The 13,069-nt window shown below is 64.8% G+C and carries 13 protein-coding genes; 9 read left to right on the forward strand and 4 right to left on the reverse strand.

Annotated features, from left to right (window positions below; translation table 11 throughout):
• Nucleotides 1-17: 17 nt before the first annotated feature.
• From AWB83_RS31575 to AWB83_RS31595, 5 genes are all read left to right on the forward strand, one after another.
• Complete coding sequence (locus tag AWB83_RS31575) at nt 18-1,301, forward strand: MFS transporter (protein ID WP_087049556.1); 1,284 nt, start codon at nt 18-20, stop codon at nt 1,299-1,301.
• A gap of 205 nt (nt 1,302-1,506) precedes the next feature.
• Nucleotides 1,507-2,475, forward strand: a complete 969-nt coding sequence (locus tag AWB83_RS31580) for a 2-hydroxyacid dehydrogenase (protein WP_087049557.1) — start codon at nt 1,507-1,509, stop codon at nt 2,473-2,475.
• Nucleotides 2,476-2,583: 108 nt separating this feature from the next.
• Nucleotides 2,584-3,663, forward strand: coding sequence for a LacI family DNA-binding transcriptional regulator (locus AWB83_RS31585; protein ID WP_087049568.1), 1,080 nt, complete (start codon nt 2,584-2,586; stop codon nt 3,661-3,663).
• Nucleotides 3,664-4,455, forward strand: coding sequence for a YhfC family glutamic-type intramembrane protease (locus tag AWB83_RS31590; protein ID WP_087049558.1), 792 nt, complete (start codon nt 3,664-3,666; stop codon nt 4,453-4,455).
• A 46-nt stretch (nt 4,456-4,501) separates the two neighbouring features.
• Entirely contained in the window at nt 4,502-4,867 is a 366-nt protein-coding gene (locus AWB83_RS31595; protein ID WP_087049559.1) for a DUF3022 domain-containing protein, read from the forward strand.
• On the opposite strand, the gene AWB83_RS31600 is transcribed toward AWB83_RS31595, so the two are convergent.
• Complete coding sequence (locus AWB83_RS31600; protein ID WP_087049560.1) at nt 4,864-5,292, reverse strand: PGDYG domain-containing protein; 429 nt, start codon at nt 5,290-5,292, stop codon at nt 4,864-4,866. The two genes, AWB83_RS31595 and AWB83_RS31600, sit on opposite strands and share 4 nt — an antisense overlap.
• 138 nt (nt 5,293-5,430) lie before the next feature.
• Complete coding sequence (locus tag AWB83_RS31605) at nt 5,431-5,949, reverse strand: Spy/CpxP family protein refolding chaperone (RefSeq protein WP_087049561.1); 519 nt, start codon at nt 5,947-5,949, stop codon at nt 5,431-5,433.
• 162 nt (nt 5,950-6,111) lie between these two features.
• On the opposite strand from AWB83_RS31605, the gene AWB83_RS31610 reads away from it, so the two are divergent.
• The 3 genes from AWB83_RS31610 to AWB83_RS31620 all read left to right on the forward strand — a co-directional run bounded on the left by AWB83_RS31610 (nt 6,112) and on the right by AWB83_RS31620 (nt 8,821).
• Nucleotides 6,112-7,002: a LysR family transcriptional regulator gene (locus AWB83_RS31610; RefSeq protein ID WP_087049562.1), complete on the forward strand. Its 891-nt coding sequence runs from the start codon at nt 6,112-6,114 to the stop codon at nt 7,000-7,002.
• 102 nt (nt 7,003-7,104) lie between these two features.
• Entirely contained in the window at nt 7,105-7,560 is a 456-nt protein-coding gene (locus tag AWB83_RS31615; protein ID WP_087049563.1) for an Lrp/AsnC family transcriptional regulator, read from the forward strand.
• A 151-nt stretch (nt 7,561-7,711) separates the two neighbouring features.
• Entirely contained in the window at nt 7,712-8,821 is a 1,110-nt protein-coding gene (locus tag AWB83_RS31620; protein ID WP_087049569.1) for a saccharopine dehydrogenase family protein, read from the forward strand.
• A gap of 9 nt (nt 8,822-8,830) precedes the next feature.
• On the opposite strand, the gene AWB83_RS31625 is transcribed toward AWB83_RS31620, so the two are convergent.
• Complete coding sequence (locus AWB83_RS31625) at nt 8,831-9,421, reverse strand: P-loop nucleotide/nucleoside kinase family protein (protein WP_087049564.1); 591 nt, start codon at nt 9,419-9,421, stop codon at nt 8,831-8,833.
• 65 nt (nt 9,422-9,486) lie between these two features.
• Nucleotides 9,487-10,800, reverse strand: coding sequence for a cation:proton antiporter (locus AWB83_RS31630; protein ID WP_087049570.1), 1,314 nt, complete (start codon nt 10,798-10,800; stop codon nt 9,487-9,489).
• 266 nt (nt 10,801-11,066) lie between these two features.
• Here AWB83_RS31630 and AWB83_RS31635 point away from each other — a divergent pair, with 266 nt between their 5' ends.
• Nucleotides 11,067-12,449 carry an FAD-containing oxidoreductase gene (locus tag AWB83_RS31635; RefSeq protein WP_087049565.1) on the forward strand — a complete coding sequence of 461 codons (1,383 nt, stop codon included), beginning with the start codon at nt 11,067-11,069 and terminating at the stop codon, nt 12,447-12,449.
• Nucleotides 12,450-13,069: the final 620 nt, after the last annotated feature.

Below are 13,069 nucleotides of genomic sequence, written 5' to 3' on the forward strand. Positions count from 1 at the left end.
TGCATTCGGAGACAACCATGCATTCCTCAACTCCCAAGCTTGCGGTGCGCCGCTGGTGGGCGATCATGCCGATCGTTTTCATCACGTACAGCCTCGCGTACCTCGACCGCGCCAACTACGGCTTTGCCGCGGCCGCGGGCATCAATCAGGATCTCGGCATCAGCAAGGGACTGTCGTCGCTGATCGGCGCGCTCTTTTTCCTCGGCTACTTCTTCTTCCAGATTCCGGGCGCGATCTACGCCGAGCGCCGCAGCGTGAAGAAGCTCGTGTTCTGGAGCCTGGTTCTGTGGGGCGGATGCGCGACGCTCACGGGCATGGTGAGCAACATTCCTTCGCTGATGGCGATCCGTTTCGTGCTCGGCGTCGTCGAGGCGGCGGTGATGCCTGCGATGCTCGTTTTCATCGCGAACTGGTTTACGAAGTCCGAGCGTTCGCGCGCGAACACGTTCCTCATTCTGGGCAATCCGGTGACGGTGCTGTGGATGTCGGTCGTGTCGGGCTATCTGGTGAACTCGTTTGGCTGGCGTCACATGTTCATCGCCGAGGGGTTGCCCGCGGTGGTCTGGGCGGTAATCTGGTGGTTCATCGTGAAGGACAAGCCTGCGCAGGTGAGCTGGCTCACGGAACAGGAAAAGGGCGACCTCGATGCGACGCTGCGCGCCGAGCAGGCGGCGATCAAGCCGGTGAAGAACTATCGCGAGGCGTTCAAGTCGCCGGCGGTGATCAAGCTGTGCGCGCAGTATTTCTGCTGGAGCATCGGCGTGTATGGTTTCGTGCTGTGGCTGCCGTCGATTTTGAAGAGCGGGTCGACGCTTGGCATGGTCGAGACGGGGTGGCTTTCGGCGGTGCCGTATCTTGCTGCGACCATCGCGATGCTGCTGGCATCGTGGGCTTCGGACAAGCTGCAGGCGCGCAAGGCGTTTGTGTGGCCGTTCCTGCTGATCGGCGCTCTGGCGTTTGCGGGATCGTATTTGCTCGGTTCGACGAACTTCTGGGCTTCTTATGCGCTGCTCGTGATCGCGGGTGCGGCGATGTATGCGCCTTATGGGCCGTTTTTTGCGATCGTGCCTGAGCTTCTGCCGAAGAACGTGGCGGGCGGGGCGATGGCGCTCATCAACAGCATGGGGGCGCTTGGATCGTTCGTCGGGTCTTATTTCGTCGGATATCTGAATGGGGCGACCGGGTCGCCGGCTGCTTCTTACGTGTTCATGAGTGCGGCGTTGTTGCTTTCGGTCTGGCTCACGTTGGCGGTCAAGCCGCAAGCGGCGATTCGGGGTGGGGTGGTTGCCAGCAGGTCTTGAGGTTTTGTTCTTCGGGAAACTTGCTTGCGCGTCGGTCTATCAGCGTTGCCCCTGTGCGGGGCGGCAGTCACTTTCTTTGCAGCAGCAAAGAAAGTGACCCCCGCCCCGGGGAGGGGCAGTGCCAATAGACCGACGCGAATTCAGGATTTCACGAAACGCCCAAGCACCGACCTCTCCAACGCGATAGCAAAAAACCAACCCCACCATGACCCGAAAGATCGTAGCCTACAAAGCGTTACCCCCCGACGTCGAAGACTACCTCCGCAACCACGCGGAAGTACAAAACGTCGATCCGAAAGATGAAGCCGCATTCGTCGCGGCACTGAAGACCGCCGACGGCGCCATCGGCGCGAGCGTGAAAATAACCCCCGACATGATCGAAGGCGCAACGCGCCTCAAAGCCCTCTCGACCATTTCAGTCGGCTTCGACCAGTTCGACGTCGCCGATCTCACGCGCCGCGGCATCGTGCTCACGCACACGCCCGACGTGCTGACGGAATCCACCGCCGACACCGTCTTCGCCCTGATCCTCGCAAGCGCGCGCCGCGTCGTCGAACTCGCAGAATGGGTGAAGGAAGGAAACTGGAAGGCGAGCATCGGCGAGGCATGCTTCGGCGTCGACGTGCAGGGCAAGACGCTCGGCATCGTCGGTCTCGGACGCATCGGCGGGGCAGTCGCGCGCCGCGCGGCGCTCGGCTTTCGCATGAACGTGCTCTACACCAACCGCAGCCCGAACGAGCAGGCGGAAAAAGAGTACGGCGCGAAGCGCGTCGAGCTCGACGAACTGCTCGCGCAGTCCGACTTCGTGTGCCTGCAAGTGCCGCTCACGCCCGAGACGCGCGGCCTGATCGGCGCAAACGAGCTGAAGAAGATGAAGAAGAGCGCGATCCTGATCAACGCGTCGCGCGGGCCGACCGTCGACGAAACCGCGCTCATCGAAGCGCTCGGGAACGGCACGATCCGCGGCGCGGGCCTCGACGTGTTCGAGAACGAGCCGCTGCCCGCCGATTCGCCGCTGCTCGCGATGAAGAACGTCGTCGCGCTGCCGCACGTCGGCTCGGCCACGTACGAGACGCGCCACGCGATGGCGCGCAACGCCGCCGAGAATCTCGTCGGCGCGCTGGACGGCACGCTCACGCAGAACATCGTCAATCGCGAAGTGCTCGCGCGCTGAGCGCGAAGGGATCGGGCCCGCGCATGCGCTAACATGCGCGATGCGAGGAGAACGATAATGACGGCATCGCGTCTCGCCATCACGGCGAAGGGCGAGCCCACGACCACTATGTCCGACGATCCCACTCTGACAAACCGCATGGCCGCGTTCGGCGCGCGCCGCGCGACGATCACCGATGTCGCCCGCGAAGCCGGCACCGGCAAGACCAGCATCTCGCGCTATCTGAACGGCGAGATGGGCGTGCTGTCGCCCGATCTGCGCGAGCGCATCGAGGCGGCCATCGCCAAGCTCGACTATCGCCCGAATCAGATGGCGCGCGGCCTGAAGCGCGGCCGCAACCGCCTGATCGGCATGTTGCTCGCCGACCTCACCAATCCCTATTCCGTCGAAGTGCTGCAAGGCGTCGAGGCGGCGTGCCATGCGCTCGGCTACATGCCGCTCATCTGTCACGCAGCCAACGAGATCGACATGGAGCGGCGCTATCTGCAACTGCTCACGACATATCGCGTCGAAGGCGTGATCGTCAATGCACTGGGCGTGAAGGAAGAGCTATTGCAGGGTTTCGCGCAAGGCGGCATCCCGGTCGTGCTGGTGGATCGCTCGGTGGAAGGCATCGTCACCGATATGGTCGGGCTCGACAATCCCGCCGCCGTGCAGCTCGCGACGCGTCATCTCGTCGAAGAAGGCTTCGACGAACTGCTTTTCATCGTGCAGCCCGTCACGCACGTGAGCTCGCGGCGCCTGCGCGAGGCCGCGTTCCGCGAGACCGTCGCCGCGCTGCATGCGAGCGGCTCGACGCTCGTGATCGATCTCGCCGATGCCTCTCCGGCGCTCGCCGAGCTCGACGCGCGCGTCGCGGCGGCGAAGGCGGCGGGCAAGCGCGTGGCGCTCTTCGCGGCGAACGGGCCGGTGGCGCTGCGCGTCGCCGTGCATCTGAAAGAGCATCATGGCGCGGATTGGCAGACGAGCGTCGCGTTGATGTCGATCGACGATTCCGAGTGGGCGCAACTCGCCGGCATGACGACGGTGCGCCAGCCGACGTACGATATCGGCCGGCGCGCGGTCGAATTTCTCCACGAGCGGCTCGGCGGCGCCGCGATGCCCGCGCGTGAATGCCTGCTGCCGGGCGAACTCGTCGTGCGCGCATCGACGTCACGAGACAAACGACAAGCATCACAAGGAACTTGAATGGTCAGTGTTTCGACCTTGCTGAGCCTCGCGCTCGCGACGCTCATCATCGCCGCGATGCCCATCGTGCTGTACCGGAAGCTGCGGCCGCGCTTCGCCATCGTGCCGCGCGAGGCAATACTCGGCATCGCCGTGTTCGCGCTCTTCGCCATGGTGATCGAGCGTGCGCTGCACGGCTTCATGCTCGGCAACCCCGCGACTTCGGCTTGGCTCGCCTATCCTGCGATATTCGTGATTTATGGCGCGATCGCGGCGGGCCTGTGCGAGGAGGTCGGGCGTTTTCTCGCGATGAAATGGCTCATCTCGCGCGAGCCGGCCGCGCTCGATCGCCACGGTCCGGGGCTCGGCTACGGCATCGGGCACGGCGGGGCGGAAGCGTGGATCGTCGGCGTGCTCGTGCAGGTGCAATGGATCGTCTATGCGGTCCTCGCCAATCGCGGCACGCTCGATTCGCATTTCGAGAGCGCGCCGCTCGAAGCCGTGGCGCGCATTCACTGGGTGCTGATGACGCTGTCGCCGGTGTCGGCGGGCATTTTTCTCGTCGAGCGCGTGAGCGCCTTCGTGCTGCAGCTCGGCTTTTCCACGCTGATGTGGCTGATGCTGCGCAAACGCTCGCGCCACGCGCTTGGCGTGCTCATCGCCACACACGCGCTCGCCGGATTGCCCGCAGCGCTGTTTCAGGCGGGGCTCTTGCCGCTCATCGTCGCCGATGCCGTGTATCTCGTGCTCGGCGTGATCGTCGCCGTGGCGCTCGTGCGCTACTATCGGCGCGCCGCCGCGACGGGCGCCTGAGCGCGCGTTTCGCCGGGCTGCGGCTTCAACCGGATTTCGACATCGAATGGACGACTACCAATACGACTGTCCGAGCGCGGACATCGACATGCTCGCGCACGTGATCAGCGATCTCTTTCCCGAGCAGACGCAGTTCGCCGAACGCAAGGACGACGCGGGCCGCACCTCGCTCGTGATTCACTACGTGGCGATGCGCTTCGGCTCGAGCGCGCGGCGCATCACGATCGACGTGCGCTTCGATCCGGCCGCGCTCGCGCGTTACCGCGCGATGCCGGCGCGCATGCACGCGCGCAGCTATGCGGTGCTGCGCGCGTATGTCGAAGCGATGCTCGGATCGCTCGAAGAAAGCTACGCGAACGGCGAGGCCGTGCCGCGCGAAGTGGAAATCGAAATGGGCGAGGACTTCGCTTAAAGCTCGCGATAGACCTTCGCGAAGCGCGCTGCCTTCACGACGCCGTAATCGCCCGGGGCATATTGCGTCACCCAGTCGCCGGCCTCGCCGGTGAGGATGTCGCCCGCGGCGGATCGCGCGATGGAGAAGGGCTCGTGCATCTCCTTGGCGAGCACGACGCTCGGCTTGTTGCGATACGTGCCCGGCTCGCCGTGTGCGATGCCGCCTTCGGGCACGTACTTCGCATCGAAGCGCTCGCGCGACACGACCCAGCGTTCGCCGCCGCTGCCGGTGACGATCGCGTCGCCGCTCGCGTAGTGATTCGGGCCTTCGAGGCTCATCAGCTCGCCGGCGGCGGCCGCGAATTCGACGGCCACGGCTTCGTCCTTCACGACGCGGCGCGCGGCGGGGTCTGTTGCGAGATCGAGTTGGGACAGATGGAGCATGGTGCGATCACGAATGGCGGTTGCGGTGCGGGATCGTAACGGCATTCGCGCCATTTTGCACCCGGTGGACGAAAAAAAGCCCGCATCGCGGGATGCGGGCTGACGTGTGCTTGCAGCGTCGGGCTTGCGCGCAGGGCCTCAGGGTTTGGTTGCCGATGCCGCATCGGCGCCCGCCGCATGCGGACGGCGATGCGCGCGATCGTGACGCGCCTTGCCGTGCTCTTCGCGGAAGCTGCTATCGGCGAGCTTCTTCTGCTCGGGCGACAGGCTCGTGTAAAGCGGTTCGAAAGCTTCGACGAGGCGCTTCGTGCCGTCCGCGTTCGCCTGGGTGATCTGCTCGTACTGCTTCATGTCATCGAGCGCGGACATCGTGTCGCGCTGCGCGATGCGCTGGCGGTACAGGTCGGCCATGGTGCGGCCGTTTTCGCGCATCACGTCGGCGAACTTCGACCATTGCTCTTCCTGCTGCGGGGTGATTTTGAGGCTCGAATGCAACTGCGCGATACGCTCCTCGACACGGGCCTCGCGCTTCGCCACGGCCGGTGCGGATGCGGCGGATTGCACGGCGGGGGCCGAAGCCGCTGCGGGCGCGGACGATTGTGCGAAGACCGGGCTCAAGGCGCAGAAAGCGGCCAATGCGACGAGTGTTCTTTTCATTCGGTTACCTTCGATCGATGTGGAAAGCGGCGTGCTTCGTAAGCGGCTGAAAGAAAAGGCGATGAGCACGCCAACGGCGGATATTAGTATCACGATTGCATGCGGATTCGCTCGCATTGCCACATCTGCTTACATTCGATACGACTCTGGAAAATAAGCGCAGTGGATACCTTGTTGAGCATGCGGGTTTTCGTGGCCATCGTCGAGGCGGGCAGCCTGAGCGCGGCAGCCGAGCGCTTTGCCATCTCCGCGCCGATGGCCGGCAAGCATCTTCAGGCGCTGGAAGCGCGCCTCGGTGCGCGTCTCATCGTTCGTACCACACGCCGGCAGAGCCTGACCGAGATCGGCCGCGAATATTACGAACGCTGCCGCCGCATTCTCGCGGACGTGGACGCCGCCGACGCGCTCGCCGAAGCGATGAGCGCGACGCCGCGCGGCCTGCTGCGCGTCACCGTGCCGCTGACCTACGGCGTTCAGTTCGTCACGCCCGCCGTGACCGAGTTCCTCGCGGCGTTTCCGCAGATCGCCGTCGAGCTCGATCTCACCAACCGCATGGTCGATATCGTCGAGGAGCGGTTCGACGCGGCCGTGCGCATCGGCGCGCTTGCCGATTCGAGCTTCGTCGCGCGCCCGCTCAAGCCGTACGCGATGACCGTGTGCGCGTCGCCCGCGTATCTCGCACGCGCCGGCACGCCCGCGACGCCCGCCGATCTCGCGAGCCACGAGTGCCTGGGCTTCGTGCATCAGGGCCGCGAGGCGGGCTGGCGGCTCCACGGCGAGGACGATGCGACGCACGCAAGCCGCACGCAGTCCGCGCGCTTTCGCGCGAACAACGGACAGGCGCTCAGAAAGGCCGCGCTCGCGGGCTTCGGCCTCGTGCTTCAGCCGCATGCGCTCGTCGAGGACGAACTGAAGAGCGGCGCGCTCGTCGCGGTTCTTCAGGACTTTCTGCCGAAGCCTTCGCCCGCGCATCTCGTCTATCCCCGCGATACACGGGCGACGCTCAAGCTCGCGAGCTTCGTCGACTTCATGGTGGCGCGGCTGGGCATCTGAGCGGCGTTCATGTCGGCGATAATGCAAAACGCAAAATACCGAATGCCGGATTGCATTCAAAACACATAACGCAAAAGGCAAAACGCCAGGGACGACGCCTACATGAGACCGCCGCGCCTAGATCAGCTCGACGACATCGATCGCAATCTCGTCGCGCTCCTGCAGATGAACGCGCGGGAGAGCGTCGCCAATCTCGCGCGGCAACTGGGCGTCGCGCGCACGACGGTGATCGCGCGCATCGCGAGGCTGGAGAAGAACAACGTGATCGCGGGCTACGGCGTGCGGCTCGGGCAGGATGTGCTCGATGCGAGCATCCAGGCGTATGTCGGCATCAAGCTCATGCCGAAGTACGGCCGCGACTTGCAGAAGCGCTTCGCGCGCATGCCGGAGATTCAGCTGCTCTGCGCGGTGAGCGGCGAGTTCGATTACGTCGCGTGGCTGCGCGCCGATTCGCCCGACCGCCTGAACGACCTGCTCGACGAGATAGGCGCGCTGGAAGGCGTCGAGCGGACCACGACCTCCATCATCCTCGCGCGCAAGATCGATCGCGTGGGTTGAGCCAAACGATGCAAATCGTAGGTTGGGATCGTCGAAATGACGAAATTCGTCGTCGAAGCGCATCATTTTGTGTCTAGGATCAATATTCGCGCGCTCCTAAACTGTGTGAAGAAGGCATAGGCCCAAACCCGCACACATAAAGGAGATGAATATGAAAGTGGCCCTCGTCGGCGCCGGATTGATCGGCCAGAGCATTGCCCATTTGCTGCGTGAAACGGGGGACTTCGAGGTCGTCGCATTCGATCGCGACGAGCAGACGCTCGCGCTCCTCGATGCGCAAGGCATTCCGACGCGCCGCGTCGATTCCGCCGATACGCCCGCGTTGCGCCAGGCATTGAACGGCTTCGATGCGCTCGTCAACGCGCTGCCGTATTACCTCGCGATCAGCGTCGCGTCTGCGGCGAAGGCGGCGGGCGTGCATTACTTCGACCTCACCGAGGACGTACGCGCGACGCACGCGATTCGCGCCATCGCCGAGGATTCCGAGCTCGCCTTCATGCCGCAATGCGGTCTCGCGCCGGGCTTCATCGGCATCGTCGCGCACGATCTCGCGAAGCGCCTCGACGATGTGCGCGAAGTCAAGATGCGCGTCGGCGCGTTGCCCGAGTTTCCGACCAACGCGCTCAAATACAACCTCACATGGAGCATCGACGGCCTCATCAACGAGTATTGCCAGCCGTGCGAGGCGATCCGCGAAGGCCGCACGCAATGGGTGCAGCCGCTCGAAGGCGTCGAGCATTTCTCGCTCGACGGCATCGAGTACGAGGCGTTCAACACGTCGGGCGGCCTGGGCACGCTATGCGAGACGCTCGCGGGCAAGGTCGAGACGCTCGACTACAAGTCGGTGCGCTATCCGGGTCACCGCGACCTGATGAAGTTCCTGCTCGACGATCTGCGCATGTCCACCGACCGCGACGGCCTGAAGACGATGCTCAAGCGCGCGGTGCCCTCGACTGCGCAGGACGTCGTGCTGATCTTCGTCACCGTGACGGGCATGCGCCGCGGACAGCTCGTGCAGGACGTGTTCACGCGCAAGATCTTCGCGAAGGACGTGTGCGGCACGCCGATGAGCGCGATCCAGATCACGACCGCCGGCGCGATCTGCGCGGAGATCGATCTGTTCCGCGAGGGGGTGTTGCCGCAAAGCGGTTTCGTGCGGCAGGAGCAGGTTCCGCTCGCCGCGTTCCTCAGCAACCGCTTCGGCAAGCTGTACGAAGGCGCGAACGCGGTAGCCACGGCGCGGCAACTGGCGGCCGCGTAACGTCGCGCCTCACGGCCGGCGCGTCTGGATCAGGCGCGCGAGCAAGGCGTCGCGCGCATCGTCCGAAGGCGCGGTGTTGTCGAACATCACGAGCGTTCGCGCGAGCGCTTCGTCGGGCACGAAGCGCCGCTGTCGATATTCTTCCCAGTGCGCGAGCTTGTACGCATCGTTCGGATCGCCGCGAGCGACGATGCGCTCGCGCGCCACGTTCTCCTCCACATGCACCCACACGACGCGAATGGCGACATCATCGCCGATGCCGAGCCACGCGTGATCGAACAGGCGTCCGCTGCGCACTTCGCGCGTGAGCGGCGCGACCACCACGACGTTCACGCCGAGCGCGAGATTCTCGGCAGCGGTATCGAGGAGCGAGCGATACTCCGGATCGCGAAAATGCTCGATGAAAAGCGGACTGTCGCGGTCGTGCGGATCGCCCGTCAGCGCGCCGATCGCCGCGGCGCTATACGCGCCGTAGAGCGTGTCCTTGTCGAGCAGGCAGAAGGGTTGGCCGATCGCGCGCATGAGCGGCGCGAAGAGCTGCTTGGCGAGCGTGGTCTTGCCGGTGCCCGCGTGGCCGCAGAAGAAGAGCAGATGCTTCACGCCTGATGGTCCTCGAAGAGATTTGCATCGTCCATCATGCCGTTCGTGGGTGCGATCCGCCAAGCTCATTCATTCATCCGCGCGCGCTGATAGCGTTTCATGAGCGGCGTCGCCGTGATGCCGTGCACGACGACCGAAGCGGTGATCGTCGCGATGACGAACGGCACGAGCGGCGCCGCGACATCCTGCGGCGCGTGCTCGATCGCATAGAGCAGATAGTAGAACGAGCCGACGCCGCGTATGCCGAACCAGCCCATGAGCCGCCGTTGCGGGGCCGTGGCGTACGAGCCGATGAGCGATGCTTCGACCGCCGCGGGCCGCAGCACGAGGAAGAGTGCGCCGATGAGTGCGCCGACCTGCCAGGTGAAAAGCTCGCGCCACATCGTCGCGAGCACGGCGCCGACCACCAGCATGATCGCCACTTCGGCGATGCGCTCCAGCTCGATCGTGAAGCCGTGCACGCGCTCGGTCATGAACGCGTGCGCGCGCTCGGGATCGGCGGCGGTCGCGCTGACGTCGTCCGCGTCGATTTTGCCGACTGCCTGGCGCGCGGACTTGCCGCCGCTTTCCTTCTGCTCGACGCGGCGCATCGCGAGGCCGGCCGCGAATACCGCGAGAAACGCATACGTGTGCAGCAATTCGGCGACGCCGTACGACAACGCGATCAGCCCTAGCGCATAAAAGCCCTCCGGCCCGAGCGCCTCGTCGTGACGCGTGCGCAGATACGCGACGAGCCGCACCGACACTGCGCCGAGCAGCCAGCCGCTTGCGAGCGCGCCCGCGATGCCCCACACCGCCTGCAGCGCGAAGCCCCAGTGCAGCGCCTCGCCGGGCGACACCTCGAAGCGGCACAACGCGATCGCCAGGAGCGCGAAGGGCAGCGCGATGCCGTCGTTCAGGCCGCCTTCGCCCGACAGCGAGAAGCGCAGCAGGTCGATGTCGCCGGGCGTTTCCACCTGCACGTCGTGCGCGAGCACGGGATCGGTCGGCGCGAGCATCGCGGCGAGCAGGAGCGCCGGTCCCCAACTGAGCCCGAGCACATAGGCGGCAAAGAGCGTGAGCGCGGCGACGGTGAGCACCATCGCGACGAACCCCAGGCGCACCGGCAGAATCCAGATACGGTCGGTGGGCGGCACGCGCAATCGCAGGCCGATGGCGAAGAGCGACACGAGCATCGCGACTTCGGTGATGCGCCTGAGCACCGTGGCATTGGCCGCGAGGTCGAGCGTCAGAAGATTGGCGGCGCCGGGGCCGAGCGCGAAGCCGATCGCGAGATAGCACATCGCGGTGCTGATCGGCAGGCGACTGAATGTCGAACTGGCGAGCCCCATGAAGATGAGCACGCCGCCGACGACGAGAAACCACATCGTCTCGATCATGAATCCCTTCGGGTCTCGTGTGCAGGTGGTCGGGCGCGCCGCGGGCAGGACGCGCGGGACGTTCGGATGAGAGCACGAGCCGTGCCTGTGCATGCAGCGCGGCGCGCACGTGCGCTTCATGCACGCTTTCTGACTGCGCGCCGCGTTGCGCGTAAGATGCATTTCGATTCCTGCACTGCATTCGTCATCTGCTTCATTCGCGCGGTCCTTCGGTGCTCGCTCGCAGCTTGCGTGGGCCACGCATCCGGACCGGGGGAGAACCCAGCATGTCACAGCACTTCGACGCGGTCGTCATCGGCACGGGGCAGGGCGGCTCGCCGCTTGCCGTGCGGCTCGCGCAGAGCGGCAGGCGCACGGCCGTGATCGAGCGGCATCTGTTCGGCGGGACTTGCGTGAACGTCGGCTGCACGCCGACCAAGACCTATGTCGCGAGCGCGCGGGCGGCGCATGTCGCGCGCACGGCGGCGCAGTACGGCGTGATGATCGGCGGCGACATCACGATCGACATGGCGCGCGTGAAGGCGCGCAAGGACGAAGTGATCGGCGGCTCGCGCAGTGGCATCGAGAGCTGGCTGCGCGGCACGGAGAATCTGACGGTCTTCAGGGGACACGGACGCTTCACGGGGCCGCATGCGCTGCGCATCGAGGCGAGCGGCGGCTCGACGCAGGACATCGAGGCCGATCTCGTCTTCATCAACACGGGCACGCGCGCGGCGGTGCCGAAGGTGGAAGGACTCGAGCGCGTGCCGTATCTGACCAATTCGACGATCCTCGAATTGACGGAGGTGCCGGAGCATCTCGTGATCGTCGGCGCGAGCTACATCGCGCTCGAATTCGGGCAGATGTTCCGGCGCTTCGGCAGCCGCGTGACCTTGCTCGTGCGCGGCGAGCGCATCCTGACGCGGGAGGATGAAGACTTTGCCCGCGCGATGCAGGAGGTGTTCGTGCGCGAGGGCATCGAGTTTTGCTTCGGCGCGCAGATCGGGCGCGTGGAGGCGTTGGCGGATGGCGTGCGCATCGTGACTGGCGACGAGACGATCGATGCATCGCATTTGCTCTTCGCGACGGGGCGCACGCCGAACACCGACGATCTTGGCCTCGAGCACGCGGGCATCGCCGTAAACCGGCACGGCATGATCGACGTCGACGGCCAGTTGCGCACGAAGGCGGAGGGCGTGTATGCGCTGGGCGATGTGAACGGACGTGGCGCGTTCACCCATACGTCGTGGAACGACTACGAGATCATCGCTTCGAATCTGCTCGATGGCGAATCGCGCAGCGTGGATACGCGCATCATGGCGTATGCGGTGTTCGTCGACCCGCCCTTCGCGCGCGTGGGGATGAGTGAGGACGAAGTGAGAAAGGATGGTCGCGAGGCGCTTATCGCGACGATGCCGATGACGCGTGTGGGGCGCGCTCGCGAGCGCGGAGAGACCGATGGCTTCATGAAGGCGCTCGTCGATGCGCGCACGCGGCGGTTTTTAGGTGCGGCGATTTACGGCATCGAAGGGGACGAGGCGATTCATACCTTCATCGATGTGATGAGCGCGGATGCGCCTTATATGACGCTGCGGCGGGCTATGCATATTCATCCGACTGTGAGTGAGTTGATTCCCACGTTGCTGGGGGGATTGAAGGTGTTGGGGTGAGGCTTTGTTTGCGTTCGCTGGGGCCTTGGGCTTTCGGCTTGCGCTTTCGTGGAATCCTGAGTTCTTAGTGGTCTATTAGCGTTGCCCCTGTGCGGGGCGGCAGTCACTTTCTTTGCTGCTGCAAAGAAAGTAACCAAAGAAAGCGGCTTTGGCCCGGAGTGCCACGGGCGGACTCGTCGTCATGGTCCGGAGTGACCCAGCCTCTAAGTGTCGCCCTCAAAAGACTAACGGTGCTTGGCTCGCGCACGGTCTGCCGCGTCGGAAGTCTCAGGGCGCTGGTTCAGCACCAAAGCGTTTCGGCACAGCGCTACGCGCTGCCGTCGGGAACACGAAGCGCGTGCGTTAAGCAGATGAATGCCTTAGCGGAACACCATCGTCGTAAAGGAAGATGCCCACGCAAACCTAATGAACCGTTCGGCCGCGCAGCGGGCTGGAGCTTTTTTGGTGCTGAACCAGTCAGTCTTGTGGTGCGATGTGGCAGAACATGCGCGAGCCAAGCCCGATTAGACCTATGGGGGCACTCTTTAGGGGCTGGGCCACTCCGAACCATGACGACGAGTCTGCCTGGGCCAAAAGCTGCTTTCTTTGGTTACTTGTATATTGCCTTCAGCGTTCGAAAA

It is taken from the genome of Caballeronia ptereochthonis, assembly GCF_001545075.1.
GTDB lineage: Bacteria > Pseudomonadota > Gammaproteobacteria > Burkholderiales > Burkholderiaceae > Caballeronia > Caballeronia ptereochthonis.